Below are 25,363 nucleotides of genomic sequence, written 5' to 3'. Positions count from 1 at the left end.
GCTCAGGCGTTGTCGGCCAGGAAGCGGTCGTAGCCGTCCTGGTCCATCAGCGTGTCGAGATCGGCGGGGTTGCTCACCTGAATTCGGAAGAACCAGCCGTCCTGCATGGGCGAAGCGTTGACCAGTTCAGGGTCGTCGGCCAGGGCCTGATTGACGGCCACCACGGTGCCGTTCAAAGGCATGGTGATGTTGCTGGCGGCCTTGACCGATTCGAGCACTGCGACCTCATTGCCCTCCCCGTACTCGCCCGGCTCCGGCAGCTGCACGAACACCACATCACCCAGGGCTTCCTGGGCATAGCTGGTGATACCAACGGTCAGCTCGCCACTCGCTTCCAGACGCAGCCATTCGTGTTCGGGAGTAAAACGCAGAGTGCTCATGGAATTTCCTCTCTTGTTTTCGGATGGGCCCCTGAGCGGGGCTGACATAGACAAGAGCAAGAGCAATGCCAATATGTTTTTATTTATATTTATCAATAGGTTACGAATAAAAGGCAGCTAATTGGAGGTCGTTGTAGCGGAGCGTATTCGCTCCACTGCTCGAACCTGGCCAACACTGCCGACGGGGCCAGCCACTGGGCACGCGGCCCACGGCCAGGTGGAGCACAATCACTCCAGTGGAGCGTATTCGAACCAGGCCGGCTACGAGACTCGACTGGCGATGCCGTACTTGCGCAGACGCTGGCCGATAGCCGTGTGGGACGTCTGCAGACGCACGGCCAGCTGCCGGGTCGAGGGGTAGCTCTCGTACAGTTTTTCCAGCAGGGATTTTTCGAACGCCTGCACGGCCGCTTCGAGGCTGACGATTTCCAGCCCGTCGGGTTGCTGGCTGTTCAACGCCGTGCCGGCCAACTCCAGGTCGTCGCAGTCGATCACCTCCCCTTCACTGATGGCTGCGGCGCGGAAGATCACGTTCTGCAACTGGCGCACGTTGCCCGACCAGCGATTGCCCAGCAGCAGCGGATGGGTGGCCAGCGCCAGCCGGCACGGCGAGCGCTGTATCTGGGCACAGGCCTGGCGCAGGAAGTGCTCGGCCAGCAGCAGAATGTCCTTGCCGCGCTCGCGCAGCGGTGGCACCTTCAGGTTCAACACGTTGAGGCGGTAGTAAAGGTCTTCGCGGAAGCTGCCGTCGATCACCATGTTTTCCAGGTTGCGGTGGGTGGCGCAGACCACCCGCACATTCACCCGCACCTCGCTGCCGCCGCCGACCCGGCGGAAACTGCCGTCATTGAGAAAGCGCAGCAGCTTGGCCTGCAGGTAAGGCGACATCTCGCCCACTTCATCGAGAAACACCGTACCGCCATCGGCCAATTCCAGCAGCCCCGGCTTGCCGCCGCGCTGGGCGCCGGTAAAGGCGCCAGCGGCGTAGCCGAACAGCTCGCTCTCGGCCAGGCTCTCGGGTAACGCCGCGCAGTTCAGCGCCAGGAACGAAGCATCGCGCCGGGCACTGAGCCCATGGCAGGCGCGGGCCACCAGCTCCTTGCCGGTGCCAGTCTCGCCCTGGATCAGCAGCGGCGCCTCCAGGCTCGCCACCTTGTGCAGGCGTGCCTTGAACGCCTTGAGAACCGCCGACTCGCCCAGCAATGCCCCTAGCCCTTCGGCATTGTCATGCAGCAGCGAGGCCAGGCGCTCGCCGATGCGGCTGGGCGGGTACAAGGTCAGCAAGCCGCCCACCAGGCCATCGGCGCCACCGCTGATGGGCGTAGCCTCCAGCAGCAACGACTGCTCCTGGAAGCTCACCTCACACATGGGCAGGCGAAAGCCTTTGTCGAGCAGGGTCTGTGCCAGGTCCGGCTCGGCAAACAACCGCGACAACGGCTCACCCGCAGGCTCGCGCCCTACCAGGCTGACCAGGGTCGGATTGGCCAGCAGCACATGGCCGCTGGGGTCCACCGCCAGCACCGGGTCGCTCATCGCCGCCAGCAAGGCCTCCAACTGCAGGCGTCGGCGGTGGCCGGGCAGGAAGTCGACCAGTGCCACCTCCTGCACACCCACCACCCGCAGCAGCGCTGCGTAGAGCTCATCCAGCACCACTGGAGACAGCGTCGGAGCATCGATGTAGACGTTCGGCGGAATCATTTCCACCGCGTCCAGGTTGAGGTTGCGCGCCCCAAGCAGCGCCAGGATTTCCTGAGTGATGCCGACACGGTCGACAAAGGTGACGTGGATTCTCATCAAAATTCCCTGCTTGGCAAAAAGACGACAGGGGGACAGCGCGCCTGCACCGTCCCCCTTGGGCAACACATGAATGTGCCGATCAATCGGCGTCGAACGACAACTGCACGGTCTCCTGTTTCTTCTGACGGATCGAACGGTAGGCCAGGCCCAACACCGCAAACCAGACCGGCACCAGGTACAGCGCAGTGCGGGTGTCGGCTTCCAGGGCCAGCAACCCCAGAAGGAAGGCGAAGAACGCCAGGCATGCCCAGCACATGACCGTACCGCCCGGCATCTTGTACTTCGACGCACGATGCAGTTGATCACGCTGCTTGCGGTACGCCAGGTACGACAGCAGGATGATCGACCAGACGAACATGAACAGCAGTGCCGATACCGTGGTGATCAGGGTGAAGGCATCGAGCATGTTTGGCACCAGGTAGATGACCAGCGCCCCACCCGTCAGGCACACACAGGAAAAGATCAGGCCATTGGACGGCACGGCACGGCTGGACAGCGCGCCGAACTTGCCCGGTGCATCGCCATCCATCGCCAGACCGTAGAGCATGCGGCTGGTCGAAAACACGCCGCTGTTGGCCGACGACATGGCCGAAGTGAGCACCACGAAGTTGATGACCCCTGCCGCTGCTGGCAGGCCGGCCAGGACGAACAGTTCGACGAAGGGGCTCTTGTTGGCCACGACCTCGCGCCAGGGTGTAACGGCCATGATGGCGACCAGCGCGAGCACGTAGAAGACGATGATGCGCACCGGAATCGAGTTGATCGCCCGTGGCAGGTTACGTTCAGGGTTCTTGGTTTCGGCGGCAGTGGTGCCCACCAGTTCGATGCCGACGAAGGCGAACACTGCAATCTGGAAGCCGGCGAAGAACCCCATGGCGCCGTGGGGGAACATCCCGCCGTCATTCCACAGGTTGGCCAGCGACGCCACCTGCCCTGCCGGCGACTGATAGGCCGCAGCCACCATGTACAACCCAGTGCAGACCAGGGCGCAAATGGCGACGATCTTGATCATGGCGAACCAGAACTCCATTTCACCGAACATCTTGACCGTCATCAGGTTGAGCGTGAGCAACAGGCCAACGCACGCCAACGCCGGCATCCATAGAGGAATGTCCGGGAACCAGAACTGCGAATAGGCGGAAATGGCAATAACGTCGGCAATACCGGTGACAATCCAGCAGAACCAGTAAGTCCAGCCGGTAAAGAAGCCGGCCCATGGCCCCAGCAGGTCGGCGGAAAAATCGATGAACGATTTGTACTTCAAGTTGGACAGCAATAATTCGCCCATGGCCCGCATGACGAAGAACAGCATGAAGCCGATGATCATGTAGACGAAGATGATCGAAGGACCCGCCAGGCTGATGGTCTTGCCAGAGCCCATGAACAGGCCGGTTCCGATGGCGCCACCGATGGCGATCAACTGAATATGGCGGTTGGACAGGTTGCGTTTGAGTTCGTGCGCTTCACCATCAGGCGGACGGTGACCATGGGGCAAGTTATTCATTGTCTTTTACCTTGCTGGTTTAATTGTTTTTATAACGTCACAAGTTCAACGACTTGAACCGGGCAAACAACTTCCAGAACCCGGCCGAACGCAAGGGAAAGAGCAAGGACTATGCCAAGGGTGAAACACCGTAAATACCGGTGTTTTATCGAACGATGTTTATTTTTGCTGTAAGGAAGTCGCTCCAGATATGAGGGCCAATCAGGCTGTTCCTTAGGCCTGAGCGTCGTGAACGTTGCGCTTGGCTAACCTGTAGCGAAATCGCTCCATTGGAGCGTATTCGGTCCATTCATGTGCCCTCCCTGACTAGTGTTGCCTGTACCGGCCTCATCGCCGGCAAGCCGCCTCCTACAGGTAACGCGGTGATCGCAAGAGCGTCGCGGTACCTGTGGGAGCCGGCTTGCCGGCGAACACCGGCGAAGCCGGTGCCATGCACCGCGTCGCACGCTTCGCGGGTAAACCCGCTCCCACAGGGCTCTGCTATATCAACACGTGATGTGCAGTTCTATTAGAGCGGGCTTACCCTACATCAGGCGCCTACCTTGCGCACCGGCGCGCGGCTGCGCTGATCTTCCTCCCATCCCCCTACCAGCCCCACCGGCACATCGAGCGGCGCCAGCGGCTCGCGCCCGCGCACCAGGTCGGCGGCGCGCTCGGCCAGCATGATGGTCGGCGCGTTGAGGTTGCCGTTGGGCTCGCTCGGGAACACCGAGGAGTCGATCACCCGCAGCCCCTGCAGACCACGCACACGCAGCGCCGAATCGACCACCGCCATGTCGTCCTCGCCCATGCGGCAAGAGCCACAGGGGTGCATGGTGCTTTCCATGTTGGCGCGCACGAAGGCGTCGATCTGCTCGTCGGTCTGTACCTGCGGCCCAGGCGCCAGCTCCTCGCCACGGAAACGGTCCATGGCCGGCTGGGCGATGATTTCGCGGGTCAGCCGCACACAGCGGCGGAAGCCCTCGCGGTCCTCTTCGCTCTCCAGGTAGTTGAAGCGGATTTGCGGATGCTGGTACGGGTCGGCCGACAGCGCCCGCACATGGCCTCGGCTCTTGGGCTTGTTCGGCCCGGTGAGCACCATGAAGCCGTGGCCCTTGAACGGTTTATCGCCGTCGTAGCGCATGGCTGCCGGCAGGAAGTGGAACTGGATGTCCGGCCAACGCAGCCCCTTGGACGAGCGGATGAAGCCACCGGCCTCGAAGTGGTTGCTGGCGCCCAGGCCATCCTTGAACAGCAGCCAGCGCAGGCCGATCATCGCCTTGCCCAGCAGGCCCATCTTGCCGTTCAGGGTCACCGGTTCCTTGCAGGCGTACTGGATGTAGATTTCCGAATGGTCCTGAAGGTTTTCACCCACCCCCGGCAGGTGGTGACGCACTTCGATACCCGCCTGCTTGAGCACCGCCTCGGGGCCGATGCCCGAGCGCTGCAGCAGGTGCGGCGAGCCGATCGGTCCGGACGAAACCAGCACCTCGCGGTTGCAGTAGACCTTGTGGGTCTGGCCGCCCTCGTCGTACTCCACACCTACCGCGCGCTTGCCATCGAGCAGGATGCGCCGGGTCATGGCGTGGGTGACCACCGTCAGGTTGGGCCGGCTCATGGCCGGGCGCAGGTAGGCATTGGCGGTGGACCAGCGCACGCCATCCTTGACCGTCATGTGCATGGCCCCGAAACCTTCCTGCATGTAACCGTTGCAGTCGTCGGTCTTGATATAGCCAGCCTCGGCCCCGGCTTGCACCCAGGCACCGTACAACGGGTTCTGCATGTTGTTGCCATTGTTGGTCGACAGCGGCCCTGCGCCACCCCGGTAGTCATCGCCACCGAACTTGTAGTTCTCGGCACGCTTGAAGTACGGCAGGCAATTGCGGTAGCTCCAGTTTTTCGCGCCCAGGCTTTCCCACTCATCGAAGTCGCAGGCATGGCCACGGATGTACACCAGGCCATTGATCGACGACGAGCCACCCAGCACCTTGCCCCGAGGGCAGTGCAGGCGTCGGCCGTCCAGGTGCGGCTCAGCCACGGTCTCGTAGTGCCAGTTGTACTTCTTGGTGTTCATCGGCAAGGAGAACGCACTGGGCATCTGGATGATCACACTGCGGTCGCTGCCGCCGAACTCCAGGACCAGCACCGAGGTGCCGGCGTCTTCGGTCAGGCGGTTGGCCAGGACGCAGCCGGCAGAGCCTGCGCCGATGATGATGTAGTCGTATCGCTTGTTCATGGTTCTAGTCCTGTACACGCAGGCCCGAGGCCGCGAGGTTGCGTTCATTGCCCTTTGGGTAGCCACCCCAACCCAGGCGCGCCGCCAGTAGTCGGGTCAGGCTGTAGTGCACCAGCCCGGCCAGCAGGCAGGACGGCAGCGAAGCCGTGGCGAAGGTGAAGAAGTCGGTATGGGCCAGGGTCTGTGGGTTGAACACCACCACGTAGATCGCGAAGCCCGCCACCAGCGCCACCAGCGCGATGGGGTTGAAGCCCTTGCAGAAGCGCAACGGCGAGCCGCTTTGCTCGGCATAGAGGTGGCGCAGGTTCAGGCGCTGCTTGCGCAGGAAGAAGTAATCGGCGATGCCGATGCCGGCCAGGGCGCTGTTGAGCGCGGAGGTCCACACCAGGAAGATGAAGAAGCCGTCGTAGATGCCCGGGAGGAACACCACGATCACCACCGGGATGATGCAGAACAGCGCGATCAGTATCCCCCAGCCCATGCTGCGCAGACGCTCCCCGGCCAGCTGGCGCAGGCCGATGACAGCGGTGTAGAGGATGTTGACCATGCCCGTGAGGTTGGCCAGCGCCAGGAAGCTCAGGGCCACCACGCCGAACCCCAGGCCACCGGCCAGACGCATCCAGGCGGTGGGGTCGCTGCTGCCCAGTGTGGTGGCGGCGAACAGGCTGACCGACTCGCCCAGCGAGGCCGCGCCGAAGATCCCCACCAGGTTGGGCCAGAACGCCGTACGCTGGTTGCTGCACAGGCGCGACAGGTTGCCGATGTAGGGCCACCAGGAGAACCCTGCGGCAATGTTGATTTCCACCGCGATCATGAAGTTGACGTGCGGGTTCTCGAACGGGGGTTGCAGTGGCGGCATGGCCAACAGCTCGTCCAGGCTGTAGCGCCGGGAAATGAAGTACATCAGCGCCAGCATGATCAGGATCAGGCTCGGGGCGATCACCGCGCTCAGCCGACGAATCATGTCCGGCCCGCGCATGGCTACCAACGCTGCCAGCACGATGGCCAGCAAGGCACCGGCGGTCACCAGCCAGCCATCACCGTCCGGCTGGCTGTGTTGCACCAGGGTTTCCAGGTTGTCCAGCGCGCGCCCGCACATCAGCCCCAGTACCGCCAGCCAGCCCATGGTCAGCACCACCACCGAGAGGAAGTAGACCAAGCGGCTGCCGTTGAGGCCGAACATGCTGCGCAGGAAGGTGAACTGCTCGACGCCGTACTTGCCGCACGGCAGGCAGGTGGACGCGGCGGCCAGCACCACGCCGATGATGTTGCCGATGACGATCGCCGCGATCCCTTGCAGGGGGCCGACGAACAGCGCGGTGGCACCGCCGATCAGAAACACCCAGGTGGCCACCGCCAGCGCCGAGTTGGCATAGGCGAAGCCCCAGAAGCCCCAGACCCGCTCATTGGGCAACAACGGGGTGTCGCCACGTTCCGCGCTCAGGCGAAACTCCTGCTCTCTGGAGGCGCTCATGGCTGGCCTCCCAGGCAATACGCCCCGGCGACCATCACCAGCACCAGCAGGGCCAACGCGACAACGTCGCCCACGCCCAGGGCGCCAGGCCAATGCGCCCTGCCCTCCAGTTCTTCATAGGCGCGCAGGCGCCTTTCCAGGTCTTGCGCTCGCTCGACATCCACTTGGCTGTTCATCGGCATCACCTCGACAGGTTCTTGTTCTTGAAATTCGATGCATTCGATAAACCTGCGCCGCTCGCCAACCGTCAGCGGCGCAGGCTGGCCCTGTTACCTCAGGGCAAGGTGATCCAGACCGCCTTGGTCTCCAGCAAGAACTCCAGTTGTTCTGCGCCCATGTCCTTGCCGTAGCCAGACTGCTTGTAGCCACCGAATGGCATGGACGGGTCCAGGGTGCTGTGGGCGTTGACGTAAACGGTGCCGGCGCGCAGGCGCGGAATCAGCCCGTGGACCTTGCCCAGGTCGTTGGAGTAGATCGCCGCCGCCAGGCCGAAGTCCGAGTCGTTGGCCAGTTCCAGTGCCTGCTCCTGGCTGTCGAAGGGCGTGGTCACCAGCACCGGGCCGAAGATTTCCTCGCGCACGATGCGCATGTCATTGCTGCAGTTGGCGAAGATCGTCGGCTGCACGAAGAAGCCCGGGCCCTCGACTGGCTCGCCACCGTAGTACACCTGCGCCCCTTCAGCCTTGCCCAGGGCGATGTAGTCCAGCACGCGTTGCTGTTGTTGACGCGACACCATGGGGCTGATGAAGCAGTCCGGGTCCAGGCCGGGGGCAATCTTCAAGGTGGCGGTGTAGCGGGCCAACGCTTCGAGGAACGCCGGGTAGACGCTGCGTTCGACATAGGCCCGGGTGCCGGCGTCGCACACCTGCCCCGAGTTGAAGAACACCCCATTGGCCACCGCCTCGGCTGCGGCGTCGATATCGGCATCGGCGAACACGATCACCGGCGACTTGCCGCCCAGCTCCAGGGTCAGGCGCTTCATCTGGTCCATCGACGCCTTGCCCACCGAACAGCCTACCGGCGTTGAGCCGGTGAAGCTCAGCTTGTCGATGCCCGGGTGGCTGGACATCGCCTCGCCCACCACGCTGCCGCGCCCGGTCACGATGTTGATCACGCCATCGGGAATGCCCGACGCCTGTACCAGCTCGGCAAAACGCAGGGCAGACAGCGACGTCAGCTCCGCCGGCTTGACCACCACAGTGCAGCCGGTCGCCAGTGCCGCGCCCAGTTTCCAGGCCATGGTCTGCAGCGGGAAGTTCCAGGGCACGATGGCCCCCACCACGCCCACCGCCTCCTTGCGGGTATAGGCCAGGTAGTTGCCCGGCAGCGAAGGCTCGACGGTACGGCCATGGATCTTGCTGGCCCAACCGGCGAAGTAGCGCAGCGTATCGACCGTGCCTTGAATGTCGACGGCACGGGCCTGGGCGACCGACTTGCCCATGTCGATGGACTCGATCTGCGCCAGCTCATCGGCGTTGGCTTCGATCAGGTCGGCCAGGCGGTGGATCAGGCGTTCACGCTCCAGCGGCTTGAGCTGGCTCCAGGCGCCGCCATCGAACTGCTCGCGGGCGGCACGCACGGCGCGGTCGAGGTCGTCACGGGTGCCCATCGGGATGCGCGTCAGCACAGCCTCGGTGGAAGGCTCGATGACTTCGGCGCTGACACCGTCACTGGCCTCCAGCCAGGCCCCGCCAATGAACATGCGCTGGGGCTTGGCGAGAAAACGCTGGGTGGCCTCGGAAATGCCGTAGGCCTGCAGGTAGGCTTTTACCTTGTTGTCCACTGTAAGGTCTCCGGGTCAGCGAGCGTTGGCGCGCGCGTGGAAGATGAAACCGATGCTGTTCATCAGCAATTGCGCGGCAAGGATCGAGGTAACGCCCGCCGGGTCGTAGGCCGGGGCCACTTCCACCAGGTCCATGCCGACGATCCGGCCCTGGCTGCGGCGGGCCAGCGCCTGGATGATTTCCAGCACTTCGTAGTACTGGAAACCGCCGTGGCTCGGCGTGCCGGTGCCCGGCGCGATGGAGGGGTCGAAACCGTCGATGTCGATGGTGATGTAGTAATCGCGGCCCTCGGGGATTTTCGCCATTACGCCTTCGCAGCCCAGGCGACGCACGTCACGCACCGAGAGAATCTGCGAGCCGGCCTCGCGGGCGGCATCGTAGTCGTCACGGTTGGAGGACGACACGTTGCGGATACCCAGCTGGGTCATGCCGACGATATGGTCCAGCTCCGAGGCCCGGCGCAGCGGGCTGCCATGGCCGTAGCGCACGCCATGACGCTCGTCGACGAAGTCGAGGTGGGCGTCGAAATGCACGATGTGGATCGGCCCGCGCCCTTCAAACGCCTTGATCACAGGGGCATGGATCGAATGGTCACCGCCCAGCACGACTGGCATGGCACCGGCCGCGAGAATCTGCCGTACGGCCGATTCGATGTTGGCGTTGCTGGTGGCCATGTCGGTATGCACGATGTCGGCGTCACCGACATCGACCATGCGCAGCTGGTCATCGGTCAGGTAGGTCGCGTCGTCTTCGAAGTCGTAGGCGCCGGCATGGCCGAAGGAGAACAGGGTCGATGCCTCGCGGATGCCGCGTGGCCCGAAACGTGCGCCGGAACGCCACTGGGTACCCATGTCGTTGGGGGCGCCAAGAATCGCGACATCGGCATTGATCGCCGCCCAGTCGGTGCACACAGGGGACTTGGCGAAGGTGCAATGGCCCACGAAGGGCAGGTTCAGGCGGCCGGATTCATAACCGTGCTTTGCCATGGGTTTCTCCACTTATTGTTCTGGTCAGGAGACGGGGCGAGTACTCGACCACCGTTGCAGCCACTATGGAGCCAGGCGGGAGTGGGAAAAATGCGCAAGTGCAGATGCATACATCGGCCAACCCGAAGTATGCATGCGCGCGTCAGTCGCCCATTGCAGTGGTCACAAGCGCATGGTTAGCTTGGGAAAAAACAATGCAGGCATGTTCACATCGCCAAGGCGGATGTGAACGCCGGCCGGGAGGCACTGTTGATCCAGCTCCACGACGTCGACCTGAAGCTGCTCAGGGTATTCACCACCATCGTCAAATGTGGTGGATTTTCCGCAGCGCAGGCTGCGCTCAACGCCGGCCAATCGACCATCAGCGAACAGATGACGCACCTGGAGACCCGCCTGGGGGTCAAGCTGTGCCAACGCGGGCGCAGCGGCTTTCGCCTGACCGAGCAAGGCGTGGCCATTCATGAGGCCACGCTGCGCCTGCTCAGCGCAGTGGAAAGCTTCTGCATGGACGCCGACGTGCTCAAGCAGCACATCAGCGGCAAGCTCAACCTCGGCATCATCGACTCCACCCTGACCGACGCCGCCTCGCCGCTGCCGCGCACCACCCAGCGCTTCGTCTCGCGCGGGCACGATGCCCACCTGCACATCTACATCGGCGCCCCGGCAGAGCTGGAAGAGCGCGTGCTGGACGGCCGGCTGCACCTGGCCATCGGCCACTTTCCCCTGCGCGTTCCGGGGCTGTCCTACCTGCCGCTCTATGACGAGGGGCTTGGGCTTTACTGTGGCCGCCGCCATCCGCTGTATGCCAGCAAGGCGGCGAACGGGCGCCTGCTGGAAGAGGTTCGCAACTGCCATATCGTCGTGCGCGGCTACATGCAGCAGTACGACCTGGAGCAATTGGGCGTGAGCAAGGCCGCGGCCACCGTGGAGAACATTGAGGCGGCGGCGATCCTGATCATTTCCGGCGCCTACATCGGCTTCCTGCCGGTGCATTTCGCCGAGCAGTGGGTCAAGACCGGTGACATGCGCCGCCTGGGCGCCAGCACGCTGGACCTGACTTCTCCGTTCGATGTCATTACCCGGCGCGGGGTCTCACCACCACCGATCCTGCAGGCATTTCTCGAAGACCTGAACGCCTGCATGCTCCAGGTCTGAACGGCCCACCGGCGCCGTCAGCCCTCCTGCAGCGAATGCCCCGTGATCTGTGCCAGCCAGTACGCCACGTCCACTTCGTCGAGCTGCTCGGGGCGCAGGAACCGTTCGCCGTACTCACGGTACACCCCGCTGCTTAAGAACAGCTGCAGCAGCTGCCCGTCGACATGCCGGTCGCGAGCCATGAACACCAGAATCTTCACCGATTCTGACAACGTCTTCGGCGCCTTGTACGGGCGGTCGGCGGCGGTCAGGGCTTCGAAGATGTCGGCGATGGCCATGACCCGTTCGGCGATGCTCAGCTGGTCTTCGCCCAACCGACGCGGGTAACCGTTGCCGTCCATGCGTTCGTGATGGTTGCCGGCAATGGCCGGCACGCGCCTGAGCTGACGCGGGAATGGCAACGCGTTGAGCATGATGATGGTCTGCACGATGTGTTCGTTGATCTTGAAACGCTCTTCATCGTTGAGCGTGCCGCGCCGGATCGACAGGTTGTACAGCTCGCCATGATTGCTGGCGTTGGCCGGCAGACGCATGTCGAACCCCCACACATTGCGCGGGTCGTCGCTGACCACCGGCGGTTTACGCGGCCCCCAAGGCACTTGGTGCTCGCTGCGGTCGGACAGTAGCGGCTCATCGACCGGCAAGTGCACTGGCGCCCTGCCGGCAAAGCGCTGTTCTTCATCGCGAGAGATGCCCAGGCGGTCATCGAAGTGCCGCTGCCAGCGACGCTGGCCGATGCGCTGCAAACGCTCGACATCGTCATCCTGCATGAACTCCCCGCCGATATTGGCCTTGGCGACGAAGGCGAATTCCTCCTGCAACTGCGCGTGGCACTGCTCCAGGGTGCGTTGCAGCCCCTGTGGGTCTTTACCTGCGGCCAGCCCTCGCCAGTAGGCAAGCTCGGCATCGCGCCAGAGCACCTCGAAGCGCATGCGTACCTCATGAATGCGGTTGTACAAGGTCTCCAGCTTGGTGGCCTTGTCCACCACGTATTCCGGGCTGGTGATCTTGCCGCAATCGTGCAGCCAGGCCGCCACCCGGAACTCGTAGCGTTCGTTTTCGCTCATGCTGAAGTCGGCATAAGGGCCACTGTCGGCCTGCACGACCTGGTCCAGCAGCATCTGCGCCAGTTGCGGTACCCGTTCGCAGTGGCCACCGGTGTAGGGGCTCTTGGCGTCGATGGCGTCGGCCAGCAGCTTGATCATGGCATCGAGCAGACGTTGCTGGGCCTCGATCAACTGGCGCGTCTCGATGGCCACGGCGGCGGCGCCCGACAACTCCTCGACGAAGCGCCGGAACGGCTGGCGTACTTCTTCGCGGGCATGCTCACTTTGCAGCTGCAGCACCAGAATGCCGAGCAGCGCCTGGCTGCGGTCATTGAGCACCACCGCCAGGCTTTCCCCTTGCAGTTCGAGGGCGTGGGCCACGGCGCTGGCCAGATCGTTGCGCCCGTGCTCGTCGATCGTCAGCTCGGCCGGGTAGCCCTCGCCACGGCAGGCGGCCAGGCGCAACGACGCACCCTCTGCATCGAACAGGTAGACCGCACCGGCACTGACCCCGGCGGCGTTCACCAGATGCGTGAGCACGCCATCGAGCATGCGCTCCAGCTGGCTTTCGCGGGCAAGCGTGAGGGTAATCGCCTGGAAGCTGCGGATGGTGCCGGACATGCGGCTCAGCACACGGCTCAGCTCACGCACCTCGGACACCCGCGAAGACACCCCCACCTCACGGCTGAAGTCGAAACCGGCCAGCGCCCGCACCTGCTCGGCTAGCATCCGCAGCGGGCGGCCAATACGTTGCCCGAGCAGCCCACCCAACAGCAGCAGCACGGCCATCAATGCCACTGTCCACAGCAGTTGTTCGAACAGCACCGTGCGCGCTCCGGCCAACAGTTCGTGGGCCGGCACAGCGATCAGCACCTGTAACTCCTGCCCCGTGAGGGTGGTGAAGGGCACGCGCATGCCATACCAGGTCTGTCCCTGCACCTCATACGGCTGTGGCCGGCTGCTTCGCGGCTGGCCGGCGTAGATCCGCGCAAGGCTGGGGATACCCAGTTCAGCAAGGCGCGACAGGCGCACCGCCTCCCCTTCGCGCACGATCACCCGCACAAGGTCCGGGTAAGCCACCACATTGCCCAGGTCGTCGACCACGGCGATCTGGGTGCCGGCGGTGATGCGCAGATCGCGGCTCTGGCTGGCCAGGTCGTCGACGGCTACATCCATGCCGATCACCGACGCGCCATCGGCGCTGCGCTGGGCCATGGTCAGGCCAATCTGGCCAGTGGTGAAGAACACATAGGGGCGGGTCAGTACGGTCTGGGGCTGGCTGGAGGCCTCGACGAACCAGGGGCGTGGACGTGGGTCGTAATGGTAATCCGGTTTGCCCCGCGACTCGAGCAAGGTCAAGTCACGGTCGTAGAAGCGCCACTCGCCAAGCATCGCCCCACCCTCCCCCTGGCTGACGCTCTGTACAAGAAACGCCGTGCCTGGCGGTGCGGCGAAACGCTCGAGCAACTGGGGCGTGCGCAGGGGGCGAACCAGGATGAACTCGCCGTTGGGGTAACCCACGTAGGCGGCGCTGAGCATCGTGTTGGCGTTCAGGCTTTCGACCAGCAGCGCCAACCGCTCCAGACGCTGGGCCAAGGTGTGTGCAGTCGGGTTGACGGCAAGCAGGCGAATGCTGCTTTGCACCGGGTCGACCAGGCGTCGGGCACGCTCGTCAATGGTTCGGCCAAATTGCTCGGCCGTATCGCCGGCAGCAGCTACCAAGGTCTGCTGAATGGCGCGATAGCCCTGCCAGGCCAGGCCGACGCCCAGCACCAGCATGCCCAGCATGATCGCCAGCGCCACCAGCAACTGTAGGGAAACACCACGTCCAGGATTGGTCATGGTTGTGTCTCCCTCGCCGCAGCAGGTTCGGCTGCCCGAACCGGGCCCACGAAGCACGCCACCCGGCGGCCTGCCAGCCATGCTGCATGACCCATCGACACGTCGCCCATCCCGGCTATTCCCTGTTTGGCGGTTTCAACAGTGTAACCAGCGATCAGGATCATGCCGGATTGATATCAATCCGAAACGTGCCACGCAAAAAACTGCACCTGAACCCCACGCGCAAAGTGCACCTGGCTTACAGCGGCCGTACCCAGCCGAGCCGTGCTGCGCCCCCAGGGAAGCCAGGCTCCGCTGACATCATCGAGCACCATTGTCGCCAGCGACTTCAAGGAGCGGGCCGGCCACAACGATCGCCAAGGCGCGAGATGGCCGGATGCTATCAATGTTTTTCGTACCTAGAAAGACACTCGCACGACGCTTGATGAGGGGCGATGCCTTGCCGGGATTACATCGCACTCCCCCACAAGGCCTGGTCCAGGTCGCGCTGCAACGAGCGTACGTCCTCAAGCCCCACATGCAGGCGCACCAACGCCCCCGGCAATACCGGCGCGGCGTTGCGCTCGCTGACATCGGCCAAGGTCACCAGGCTTTCGTAGCCACCCCAAGATGCGCCAATACCGAACAAGCGCAATCCATTGACGAAGGCCTCGGCACGGGCCGCATCCGGCTGCGCGAAGGTAAAGCTGAGCAATCCGTTGCCGCCCTTGAAGTCGCGCTGCCACAAGTAATGCCCGGAGTGCTCCGGCAAGGCGGGGTGAAACACCTGCGCCACTTCTTCCCGGCCCTGCAGCCAGCGGGCGATTTCCAGCCCCTGGCGCTCATGCACGGCCATGCGGCTGGCCAGGCTGCGGGCACCGCGCAACACCAGCCAGGCATCGTCGGGGCTGACGGTGCAGCCGCAGGTGTCGCTCATGCGCGACAGCGCGGCAAAGGCCCGCTCCGTGGTGCAGACGCTGCCCATCATCACGTCGCTGTGGCCGCCCAGGTATTTGGTCAGCGCCATGATCGAAATGTCCGCCCCCAGTGCCAGGGGCTGGTGCAGGTAACCCGAAGCCCAGGTGTTGTCGATTGCCAACAGGATGCCCCGCGGCTTGCACAGCGCCGCCATGGCCGGCAGGTCGCTCAGTTCATACAGCAACGAGCTGGGGCTCTCGCTGTAGACCATCCGGGTGTTGGGCTGCAAGGCGCTTTCCAGGCCCCGGCCGTCGGCGGCGAAATACTGCACCTGAACGCCAAAGGGTTCGAGCAGTTCGCGGGCCAGCCGCCGAACCGGGCCGTATACGCCATCGCTGACCAGCAGATGGTCACCTGGGCGCAGGTAGGCCAGGAAAGTCTGGCTGATGGCCTGAAGGCCGGTCGCAAAGAGCTTGGTGCGGTAGCCACCTTCCAGCTCGCTGACCAGGTCCTCCAGGGCATGGGCCGTGGGGTTGCCACGGGCACCGTAGCTCAGCACCCGCTCCTGATCGCGTCGGCTACGGGCGTCGCGCATCGCAGCAACATTGTCGAACAGCACCGTACTCAGTCGGCTGACCGGCACGTTGACGCCATGGGCGCCCTGCCCCGGCTCGCCGCGGCCGGCATGCACCAACCGCGTGGCCAGCGGTTCAGCGGCGGTCAGCGGGGTGAAGCTGGCAATCTGCGCCGGGCTCATCTGGGCAATAAGGCCGGTTTCCCAGGCCAGGTACTGGCGCGCCGCGTCCTTGTTGCCGGCGTGGCGATCGTGCACGAAGAACAGAAAATCGATGCAATCGGCATCGGCCAACGACAGATCGTTTTCAACCTGTGGCCAGTCGTCAAGCAATGCCTTGGGAAACAGCCGCGCGCTGGACTGTTGGCTGGCCGGCAGTTCGCCGAGTGCCAGCTGTGCAACCTTCGGCTCGTCGGCGATGAACACCAGCTTGCGCGTTTCGCCCTGCACGTGGTCGGCCAGCCGTGGGCGGATGGACCAGCGTGCACCTTGCAAGTGGCGCTTGCGGTAGGCAGTGCTTGGGCGCAGGTCGATCAACAAGGCACCGTCGAGCTCTTCGGCCCCCGCCTCGACCAGCGACACCGCAGGCGCAACCGGCGATGGCAGCGCCAGACCACTGCTCAAGCCACCTTCGAGCACATAGGCTTCATGTCCCATCTGGCGCAGCCAGCTAGCCGCGATCGGCGCACGTACGCCGTCATCATCGAACAGCACCACACGCCCCTTGCGCACGCCGATGTACAGGTCGGTCCCCTGCACCAGCTGCCCCCCAGGGGCATGTTGCGCCCCCGACAAACTGCCGCGGGCGAATTCTTCAGGGGTGCGTACGTCGCAGAGGAACAGGCTGCGCTCCCCCGCCTCGGCCCAGGATCGAACGCTGGCCGCCGATGCCCATTGCACGCCGGCCTGTCGAGCCAGCTGCCGGGCGCGTTCACGCTGCTGCGCCAAGGCCTGGCCGCCATGGGCCGGGTAATGCCGCTGGCTGCCATGGTCCAGCGGCAAGTCCACCAGGTACCAGCCCTGGGTGCCGTTTTCCAAGGCGTAGACCGGGTTGTCGATGCCCAGGTTGATCAGGGTCTGGGCACCAATGATGCTGCGCGTTCGGCCGGCGCAGTTGACCACCACGGGCGTGTGCGGGTCGCTGACCAGGTCCTCGAGGCGGTAGCCCAGTTCGCCGTTTGGGCAGCATGTCGCCCCGGGGATGCTCATCTTGGCGAACTCCTCCAGAGGCCGGCCATCGAGTAACACCAAGGGTTTACCTTCGCGCTGCCACTCGGCCAACTGCCCGGCACTTATGCGCGGGGTATGGCAGGCATGTTCGACCAATTCACCAAAGGCTTTGGAAGGCAAATGCACACCGGCAAACAGCTCATGCCCCGCCGCCTGCCACGCCAGGCTGCCGCCTTCAAGCCAATACACTGACCGGTAGCCCAGGGCTTCGAGACGCCGCGCCGCGCGCCGGCCCAGTTCGCCGCCCTCAAGGTCATAGACCACCATGCGTACCGCCGGATTCGGCGCCAGGCGCGGTGCATCGATTTCAAGGCGGCTGTACGGCAGGTTAACGGCGTGGAACAGGTGGGCCTCGCCGTACTGGCCGTGTTCGCGCACGTCGAACAGGGCGATCTCTTGGCCGTCGAACAGCCAGTCATGCAGGTGTGCGGGGGTAATGCTCGCGCTCATGGGACACAGTCCGTGGTCGTTGGGTCAAAGGCCGTAGGCTTGGATGGAAGGCGCCATCTGTGATTTGTTGTAGTTCACCACGCTGCCGTCTTCCTTGACGCCGTAACGGTTGTCGAGGGATTCGAGCGGGCGGCCATACAGGTGAAAATGCAAGGTCGGGCTTTGGCCTTCGACGCGAATGCCATGCAGGTCTTCGCCCAGGAAAGCCACCGACGTGCCCGGCTGCACGACGATCTCACGCTCCAGCAGCAGGTCGGCGCGGGCCGGGTCGCTGCCATCATCCTCACGGCGATAGACGCGGTTCAGCTCCTGGCCTTCGACCGCGACGATGATCGCCCAGGTCTCATGGTTGTGCGGCAGGGTCGCCTTGCCAGGCAGCAACGAGTTGACGTAGAGGGTCGGCGCCTCGCCATCGTCGTTGAGGCGATAGCGGAACTGGGTCTCGCCACTGACTGCGTCCGGCGCTGGAAAGCGTTCGAAATTGAACAGCTCGCGGCGGCTGGCCAGGCCTTCGAGCAGCACGACGATCTGCTGCAAGGCCGCACGGTCGACGCCGCGTTCATGGATGGCGCGCACTTGCGCAAGGAATGGCTGGATCACGGATTCACGGGACATAAAGGTGCACTCTTGTTGGGTCAGGTTCATACGCTGAGGCTGTATCGCCCCAGGTTGCTCAACAGGTCCGGGGCTGGGCGGCCTGGACGCTGGCCGGCCTCGCCCTGGGCATGCTGCAGGAAGCTGCGTGTACGCTCGTGACGTGGCGCACGAAACACTTGCTCGGCACTGCCGTGCTCGACGATGCGGCCATGCTCGGTGAAGTAGACCTGGTCGCTGATTTCCTCGGCAAAGCGCATTTCATGGGTTACCAGCACGCAGGTCATGCCCTCCTCGGTGAGTGCACGGATGACGGCCAGCACTTCGCCGACCGTTTCCGGGTCGAGCGCCGAAGTCACTTCGTCGAACAGCATCAGTCGGGGCCGCATGGCCAATGCTCGGGCAATCGCCACGCGCTGTTGCTGGCCGCCGGACAACTGCCCGGGGAAGGCATCGGCCTTGTGCCGCAGGCGCACTTTGTCCAGCAGCACCAACGCCTCGTCGCGGGCCTCGTCGCGAGCACGGCCAAGGACCTTGGTCGGGGCGATCAGCAGGTTGTCCAGCACGCTCAGGTGAGGGAACAGGTTGTATTGCTGAAACACGAAACCAACCTGTTTGCGCAAGGCAATCAGCTCGGCTTCGCTGCGCAGGTCGCGCACTTCGGTGGTGCCGATGCGGATGCTGCCGCGCTGTGGGCGCAGCAGGCCGGTGATGCAGCGCAGGATGGTCGACTTGCCGGAACCCGATGGCCCGATGATCGACACCGCCTGGCCAGCCTGCACCTGCAGATCGATGCCGCGCAGGACCTGGTTGTCGCCAAAGGCCAGGTGCACGTCGCTCAGCTGGATCAAGGGTTCAGAAGGCATAGCGGCGCTCCAGGCGTTGGGTGAGTCGGGAAATCGGGTAGCAATAGAGGAAGAACAGCACCAGCACGCTGGCGTACACCAGCACGGTGAAGCCAGTCTGGTTGACTGTGTTGGCGGCGATCTGCGCGCTGTCGATCAGGTCGTGCACGCCCACCAGCGAAGCCAGGGCGGTGCCCATGGTCACCACGGCGTAGAGGTTCATCCACGGCGGCAGCATGCGCTTGAGGCACTGCGGCAAGATGATCGAACGGAAGATCTGGCCACGGCTGAAGGCCAGCGAACGCGCCGCTTCCCATTGCGTTGCCGGAATCGAGGCCACCGCGCCACGGAAAATCTCGGCGACGTTGGCACTGGCGGGCAAGGCAAGGCCCACGGTGACTTTCAGCCAGTCGGGAAACGCCAGCCAGGTGCGCCCGACCTGCACTTCGAAAGGGAACACGTAGGAAGTGAAGTAGATCAGCACCAGCCAGGGCGCATTGCGAAACACCTGCACCCACAGCCGGGCCAGCCCGCGCAAAGCAGCCAGCGGCGACAGTGCGAGCACGCCTATGAACAGGCCCAGCACACTGCCCAGGGCAATGGCGCCAAGGCTGATCTGGATGTTCTGCACCAGGCCGGCAGCCAGGGTCGGGGTCCAGTGCCACAAGGTGGTCAGGGTTTCAGTGGCCATAACCGGGCATCCTCAAGCGTGCTTCCAGGGCACGGCCGACACAATTGACGATGAAACTCAGCAGGCCGAAGTACGCCAGGATCAGAATCATCAGTTCGATCACGTTGTCGCCCTGGGTCCAGATCATGATCGAGGCATAGGTGATGTCGTTGACGGCAATGGCAGACGCCACCGCCGTCATCTTCACCAGGTCGATCAGGTTGTTGACCAGGGCCGGCAAGGCAAAGCGCACGGCCAGTGGCAACTGCACCTGAAGCAGTTGCTGGCGGCGGCTGAACGCCAGCGAGCTGGCCGCCTCCAACGTCACTGCAGGCACCGCTTCGATCCCGGCGCGCAGGGCTTCGGCATGAAAAGCACCCTTGTGCAGGGAAATCACGATCGCCACCCAGGCGAACGGGGTCATCGGGTTGGCGTTGCCCAGGCTCTGGTTGAGCAGCATGTTCAGCACCAGGAAGGCGCAGTACAGCTGGACCAGGGTCGGGGTGTTGCGGGTCACCTCGACGAAGGCCCGTGCCGGCCAGGCCAACCAGCGCCGGCCACTGACCAGTGCCCCAGCCAGCAGCAGGCCAACCAGCAGGCTGCCGGCGATGCTCAGCAGGCACAGCCAGAGCGTGGTCAGCGCACCTTCGAGCAGGTTGCCACGGTGGTAGCCGTCGAGCAGGAAGTGGTAGTCCAGGCCCAACCTGGCACCCTGCCCGACCAGCCATTGCAAGGTTTCACTCATTTCAGGCGCCGTCACCCTGGAGCTTCTGGCGCAGCTCGACCAGTGCAGGCGAAGCCGGGGTGATGTGGTTGGCCTGTTCGCGCTCGATCAGCCAACCACTGCGGTGCCATTGGCGAACGAAGGGGTCGAGGCGAGCCTGGGTGTCGGTCTCGCCCAGCCGGGTCCAGATTACCGACGGCGCCGGGTTGAGCTCCGGCGCCAGGGCGCGATAACCGCTCCACTCGCCGCCCTTGGCCAACAGCGGGTTGATCAGCGTGGCGTCGTGCACGGCGGCCACGCAGTTGTTGCCGCGCAGGGCCAGCAGCGATTCGGCGGAGGTCTTGAAGGCCTTGAGCTGGGCGCCCAGGTCGATCAGGGCCTGGGTGTAGCTGCTGCCCTGGGAGGTGCACACTGCCTGGCCCTTGAGGTCGGCCCAGCTGCTCACCGGGCTGTCCTTGGCCAGCGCGGCGGTGCCGCCGACCCGGTAGAACGGTGTCGGCACATGGCCCAGCAGCTTGTCACGCTCTGGGGTCCACTCCATGTTGGCGATCAACAGGTCGACCTTGCCTTGCTGGAGGAACTGCACGCGGTTGGCCGGCTGCACCGGCACCAGATCGAGCTGCACATTGAGCTGGCGGGCCAGGTCCCGCGCCAGGTCGACGCTGAAGCCCACGGGCTGGCGGGTGGCCGGGTCGATGGCGCCGAACGGCCCGCCGGACAGCACCACGCCCACCGACAGGCGCTGGCGTTGCTCGATCTTGTCCAGGGTGGCATCGGCCTGGGCCATACCGGTGGCGGCCAGGGCGGCACTGGCCAGCAAGGTGGCAAGCAGGCTGCGGCGAACAGGGGTGGACAGCGTCATGGTGGGGTTCCTCATCCCGGCGGCCGGAACACCCGGCCTGATGAGGGCGCATGCTAGGAAGTCGGCGACGGGAGGGGAAATGCAAATATCGCCTAACTTTATAACTTCGAAGATATAGGAATACATTTAAAAAGTTATAAGCCTGAAATTGCTTGGTTAAATCCATCAAGCAACACGAGCACCTCGCAAAAAACATAAACAATCGTTATGTTTATTCCGAGTTGTTTAATGTAAAAACAGGACCGCTTCGCGCTCCATCGCCGGCAAGCCGGCTCCCACAAGATACGGCGCTGTTCTCGAAGTCGGCGCTGTACCTGTGGGAGCCGGCTTGCCGGCGATGGGCCGCGCTGCGGTCCCCTCAAACACAGAGCCCCCATGCCCGCCCTCGACCTCGACCTGCTCCGTACTTTCGTCACCGTCGCCGACCACTCAAGCTACGCCGAAGCCGGCCGCCACCTGGCCCGCACCCAGGCCTCGGTCACCCAGCACATGCAGCGTCTGGAGCAGCAAGTGGGTGTCGCCCTGGTGCGCAAGCAAGGTCGCAACAAGGCGCTGACCGACGCTGGCCGCCAGTTGTTGCGCCATGCCCGGCAGATGCTCACGCTCAACGACGAAGCCCTTGCCGGCCTGCGCGAAGACAGCCTCAGCGGCGTGCTGCGCATCGGCTCGCCCCATGACATCGCCGACACCATCCTGCCGCCGATTCTCAGCCATATCGCCCGCTCGGCCCCCAACCTGCGCCTGGAAATCGACGTGGGCCGCAGCCCGTTCCTGATGGATGATTTGCAGCGCGGCAAAGTCGACATGGTCATCTCCACGCGCACGGCGCCAGGCCTCGAAGGCTTTGCCCTGCGCACCTCGCCGGTGTGGTGGGTGTGTGCCGCGCACTATCAGCATGTGCCGGGGGAGTCGTTGCCGCTGGTGCTGGTGGACGAACCCAGCCTGTACCGCAAGCTGGCCGTGGAGGCTCTTGAACAGGCGGGCATCAGTTGGCGCCAGGCTTACCTGGCGTCCAACCTGATCGGCATCAAGGCCGCCGTGCGCGCCGGTTTGGGGATCACCGCGCGTAGCCAGGAGATGGTCGGCCCGGACATGCGCGTGCTGGGCCAGAGCGACGGCCTGCCACCGTTACCGGATGTGACCTATTACCTGTGGGTACGGGCCAACACCGTGAACCCGCTGATTCGCCAGGCCTACGCCATGGTGCGCGCCAGTGTCGGGCTTTGACCCCTGCCACGCGCCGCAGCGGCGTTATCAGAAATTCTGATCACGATCGTCTTTTATCATCAGCCAACAGAGGCATAGATTCGCCCCCAACAACTGCATGACCCACGGTGGCATCCATGTCCTTCCCGCACGCAACATCCACCTCCCCGCTCGCCTCGCTGTTCGAGCGCTCCAGCCAGTCCAACCCCGCGCTGAGCGAGGACCAGGCCCATGCGCTGCTGCAGGCCCACTATGGCCTGACAGGTACGCTGCAGGCGCTTGGCAGCCAGCAGGACCTCAACTACCGGGTCGATACCCAAAACGGGCGGTATGTGCTTAAGGTCTGCCATGGCACCTACGCGCAGGTCGAGCTCGAGGCGCAGCACGCAGCGTTGGCTTACTTGCGTACCCAGGGGCTCCAGGTACCAGCCGTGCGCCCCGCGCGCGATGGCCAGGACCTGCTGGCGATCGAGGTGGACGGCCAGCCGTTGCGCGCACGCTTGCTGGACTATCTGGAGGGCCAGCCACTGACTCGTCTCGCGCACCTGCCGGCGTCGGTCGTGGCCGAGTTCGGCGCGCTGTGCGCCCGTGTCGACAAGGCTTTGGCCGGCTTCGACCATCCTGGGCTGGAGCGCACCTTGCAGTGGGACCCTCGCCACGCCCTGGCGCTGGTCGAGCACCTGCTTCCGGTGCTCAAGGACCCGGCACGTCGCGACCAGGTAGCCCGCCTTGCGCAGCAGGCAGCCCAGCGGCTGGAGCCACTGATCGCGCACCTGCCGACCCAGGCCGTGCACCTGGACATCACCGACGACAACGTGGTCTGGGCCCGTGACGCCGAGCGTGCCTGGCAGGTACAGGGGGTGATCGACTTTGGCGACCTGCTGCGCACCTGGCGCATCGCCGACCTGTCGGTGACCTGCTCTGCCCTGCTCCACCATGCCGAGGGCGACCCGCTGCGGATCCTGCCCGCAGTCAGTGCCTACCAGGCGCTCAACCTGCTGCAGGATGCCGAGCTGCACGCCCTGTGGCCGCTGGTGCAACTACGTTCGGCGGTGCTGGTGCTGAGCAGCGAGCAGCAACTGGCCGTAGACCCGGGCAACCAGTACACCCGCGACAATATCGCCCACGAATGGGAAATCTTCGACACCGCCTGCGCGGTGCCCGCCGCCCTGATGGACGCGGCCATCCTCCAGGCTGCCGGCAAACCCCACGCAACCGTGGACTTCACCGGCTGCCTGCCACTGGTTCCAACCCTGGCCGGGCAGGCCGTGAGCCGGGTCGACCTGGGCGTGCTCAGCGCGCACTGCGAGGCCGGCAACTGGGAGCAGCCGGGTTTCGACCAGCACGTGCTGACCACCCAGCCGGCCCCCGCGTGCAGCCTGCATGGCCAGTTCCGTTTGTCGCAAACCCATATTGACCGCCCTGAAGAGCCGGCTACCTGTGCCTTGGGCGTGGAGCTGAACCTGCCGGGCGGCAGCACCGTGCAGGCGCCCGAAGCCGGGACCTGGGAACGTACAGGTGATGGCCGCGGCTGCCTGCGCACCGCCACCTGGAGCCTGTGGTTGAGCGGGTTGGAAGATGCCCCAGAGCACGGCCAGGCGCTGGGCAAAGGGCAGGCGCTGGGCAGCAGCTGTGGTTTCCTCAGCGTGCAGCTGTGCCTGGACGACGGCATCCATCCACCGTTCTTCGCCCAGCCCTCGCAGGCCGCCGCTTGGCTAGCCCTGTGCCCGTCGCCAGCGGCCCTGCTGGGCGTGGACTGCGATGCCGAGCCTCTGCCCGACCCGCAAGCGCTGCTGGCGCGCCGCGATGCCAGCTTCGCCCGCTCGCAGAAGCATTACTACGCCCAGCCGCCACACATCGAACGCGGCTGGCGCAACTACCTGATCGACATGCAGGGCCGCTCCTACCTGGACATGCTCAACAACGTCGCAGTGCTGGGCCACGGCCACCCGCGCATGGCCGCCGAGTCGGCGCGCCAATGGTCGCTGGTCAACACCAACTCGCGCTTCCACTACTCGGCCATCGCCGAGTTCTCCGAGCGCCTGCTGGAGCTTGCACCAGAAGGCTTCGACCGAGTGTTTTTAGTCAACAGCGGCACCGAGGCCAACGACCTGGCGATTCGCCTGGCCTGGGCCTACAGCGGCGGACGTGACCTGCTCAGCGTGCTGGAGGCCTACCACGGCTGGTCGGTGGCCACCGATGCCATTTCCACCTCCATCGCCGACAACCCGCAGGCCCTGGAAACCCGGCCGGACTGGGTGCACCCGGTGGAAGCGCCGAACACCTTCCGCGGCCGCTACCGGGGCCCGGACAGCGCCGCCGATTACCTGCGCGATGTCGATGCCAAGCTGGCCGACCTCGATGCCCGTGGCCGCCAGCTGGCTGGCTTCATCTGCGAGCCGGTGTACGGCAATGCCGGCGGCATCTCGCTGCCTGCAGGTTACTTGCAGGCAGCCTACGCCAAGGTCCGCGACCGCGGTGGCGTGTGCATCGCCGACGAGGTGCAGGTGGGCTACGGACGCCTGGGCGAATACTTCTGGGGCTTCGAAGAGCAAGGCGTGGTGCCGGACATCATCACCATGGCCAAGGGCATGGGCAACGGCCAGCCCCTGGGCGTGGTGATCACCCGCCGCGAAATCGCCGAAGCGCTGGAAGCCGAGGGTTACTTCTTTTCCTCGGCCGGCGGCAGCCCGGTAAGTTGCCGCATCGGCATGGCGGTGCTGGATGTATTGCGCGATGAGGGGCTGCTGGACAACGCCCGGGACGTGGGACGTTACTTCAAGGCGCGCCTGCAGGCGCTGGTCGACCGCTACCCGTTGGCCGGTGCTGCCCACGGTTCGGGCTTCTACCTGGGGCTGGAACTGGTACGTGACCGGCAGACCCTGGAGCCCGCCAGCGAAGAAACCATGACCCTGTGCAACCGCCTGCGCGACCTGGGCATCTTCATGCAGCCGACCGGTGACTACCTGAACATCCTCAAGATCAAGCCGCCGATGTGCACCACGCGGGCAAGCGTCGACTACTTCGTCGACAGCATCGAGCGGATCTTGCAGGAAGACCTGTAACCCCAGGCAACCTTGCTCACCGCGTGAAAACGGTGGGCAAGGCTCAAGGTTGTGATACAGCCC

General features: G+C 64.6%; 18 protein-coding genes. 3 read left to right on the top strand and 15 right to left on the bottom strand.

The annotated features are described in order from the left end of the window. Nucleotides 1-2: 2 nt before the first annotated feature. From gcvH to speB, 8 genes are all read right to left on the bottom strand, one after another. Nucleotides 3-380, bottom strand: a complete 378-nt coding sequence (gcvH, locus tag PspTeo4_RS04565; protein ID WP_322362549.1) for a glycine cleavage system protein GcvH — start codon at nt 378-380, stop codon at nt 3-5. Between the two features lie 261 nt (nt 381-641). Then, nucleotides 642-2,174 (bottom strand): sigma-54-dependent transcriptional regulator, encoded by a 1,533-nt coding sequence (locus PspTeo4_RS04560; protein WP_322362548.1) that lies wholly within the window; start codon nt 2,172-2,174, stop codon nt 642-644. Nucleotides 2,175-2,256: 82 nt separating this feature from the next. Then, nucleotides 2,257-3,681 (bottom strand): D-serine/D-alanine/glycine transporter, encoded by a 1,425-nt coding sequence (gene cycA, locus PspTeo4_RS04555; protein WP_322362547.1) that lies wholly within the window; start codon nt 3,679-3,681, stop codon nt 2,257-2,259. Nucleotides 3,682-4,210: 529 nt separating this feature from the next. Next, nucleotides 4,211-5,896 (bottom strand): choline dehydrogenase, encoded by a 1,686-nt coding sequence (betA, locus tag PspTeo4_RS04550; protein ID WP_322362546.1) that lies wholly within the window; start codon nt 5,894-5,896, stop codon nt 4,211-4,213. Between the two features lie 4 nt (nt 5,897-5,900). Further along, nucleotides 5,901-7,370, bottom strand: coding sequence for a purine-cytosine permease family protein (locus PspTeo4_RS04545; protein WP_322362545.1), 1,470 nt, complete (start codon nt 7,368-7,370; stop codon nt 5,901-5,903). Beyond that, entirely contained in the window at nt 7,367-7,546 is a 180-nt protein-coding gene (locus tag PspTeo4_RS04540) for a hypothetical protein (RefSeq protein ID WP_322362544.1), read from the bottom strand. Before PspTeo4_RS04540 ends, PspTeo4_RS04545 begins: the two co-directional genes overlap by 4 nt. A gap of 98 nt (nt 7,547-7,644) precedes the next feature. Then, nucleotides 7,645-9,153: an aldehyde dehydrogenase family protein gene (locus PspTeo4_RS04535; protein WP_322362542.1), complete on the bottom strand. Its 1,509-nt coding sequence runs from the start codon at nt 9,151-9,153 to the stop codon at nt 7,645-7,647. A gap of 15 nt (nt 9,154-9,168) precedes the next feature. Beyond that, the gene (gene speB / locus PspTeo4_RS04530) at nt 9,169-10,140 is read right to left on the bottom strand and encodes an agmatinase (protein WP_322362541.1); all 972 of its coding nucleotides are present in this window, start codon (nt 10,138-10,140) and stop codon (nt 9,169-9,171) included. Nucleotides 10,141-10,389: 249 nt separating this feature from the next. Between speB and PspTeo4_RS04525 the strand changes: the two genes are divergently transcribed. Further along, nucleotides 10,390-11,295 (top strand): LysR family transcriptional regulator, encoded by a 906-nt coding sequence (locus PspTeo4_RS04525; protein WP_322362540.1) that lies wholly within the window; start codon nt 10,390-10,392, stop codon nt 11,293-11,295. 17 nt (nt 11,296-11,312) lie between these two features. Here PspTeo4_RS04525 and PspTeo4_RS04520 read toward each other — a convergent pair whose 3' ends face one another. From PspTeo4_RS04520 to PspTeo4_RS04490, 7 genes are all read right to left on the bottom strand, one after another. Beyond that, nucleotides 11,313-14,183 carry an HD domain-containing phosphohydrolase gene (locus tag PspTeo4_RS04520; RefSeq protein ID WP_322362539.1) on the bottom strand — a complete coding sequence of 957 codons (2,871 nt, stop codon included), beginning with the start codon at nt 14,181-14,183 and terminating at the stop codon, nt 11,313-11,315. Nucleotides 14,184-14,631: 448 nt separating this feature from the next. Continuing rightward, nucleotides 14,632-17,334, bottom strand: a complete 2,703-nt coding sequence (gene metC / locus PspTeo4_RS04515) for a cystathionine beta-lyase (protein WP_322362538.1) — start codon at nt 17,332-17,334, stop codon at nt 14,632-14,634. Between the two features lie 24 nt (nt 17,335-17,358). Then, nucleotides 17,359-17,949: a cysteine dioxygenase family protein gene (locus PspTeo4_RS04510; protein WP_322362536.1), complete on the bottom strand. Its 591-nt coding sequence runs from the start codon at nt 17,947-17,949 to the stop codon at nt 17,359-17,361. A 26-nt stretch (nt 17,950-17,975) separates the two neighbouring features. Further along, nucleotides 17,976-18,794: an amino acid ABC transporter ATP-binding protein gene (locus tag PspTeo4_RS04505; RefSeq protein WP_322362535.1), complete on the bottom strand. Its 819-nt coding sequence runs from the start codon at nt 18,792-18,794 to the stop codon at nt 17,976-17,978. Then, nucleotides 18,784-19,464 (bottom strand): amino acid ABC transporter permease, encoded by a 681-nt coding sequence (locus tag PspTeo4_RS04500; protein WP_322362534.1) that lies wholly within the window; start codon nt 19,462-19,464, stop codon nt 18,784-18,786. The genes PspTeo4_RS04505 and PspTeo4_RS04500 overlap by 11 nt, the downstream gene beginning before the upstream one ends. Next, nucleotides 19,454-20,188: an ABC transporter permease subunit gene (locus PspTeo4_RS04495; protein WP_322362532.1), complete on the bottom strand. Its 735-nt coding sequence runs from the start codon at nt 20,186-20,188 to the stop codon at nt 19,454-19,456. Before PspTeo4_RS04495 ends, PspTeo4_RS04500 begins: the two co-directional genes overlap by 11 nt. 1 nt (nt 20,189) lies before the next feature. Next, a complete protein-coding gene (locus PspTeo4_RS04490; protein WP_322362531.1) occupies nt 20,190-21,029 on the bottom strand; it encodes a transporter substrate-binding domain-containing protein in 840 nt (279 codons plus the stop codon). Nucleotides 21,030-21,404: 375 nt separating this feature from the next. On the opposite strand from PspTeo4_RS04490, the gene PspTeo4_RS04485 reads away from it, so the two are divergent. Both PspTeo4_RS04485 and PspTeo4_RS04480 read left to right on the top strand, forming a co-directional pair. Then, nucleotides 21,405-22,256, top strand: a complete 852-nt coding sequence (locus PspTeo4_RS04485; protein ID WP_322362529.1) for a LysR substrate-binding domain-containing protein — start codon at nt 21,405-21,407, stop codon at nt 22,254-22,256. Between the two features lie 116 nt (nt 22,257-22,372). Then, nucleotides 22,373-25,300, top strand: a complete 2,928-nt coding sequence (locus tag PspTeo4_RS04480) for an aminotransferase (protein WP_322362528.1) — start codon at nt 22,373-22,375, stop codon at nt 25,298-25,300. Nucleotides 25,301-25,363: the final 63 nt, after the last annotated feature.

Origin of the sequence: Pseudomonas sp. Teo4, assembly GCF_034387475.1 — a bacterium.
In the GTDB taxonomy this organism is placed as follows: domain Bacteria; phylum Pseudomonadota; class Gammaproteobacteria; order Pseudomonadales; family Pseudomonadaceae; genus Aquipseudomonas.
The sequence above is the reverse complement of the archived record's forward strand: the minus strand, read 5'-3'. Positions and strand labels throughout refer to the sequence as shown.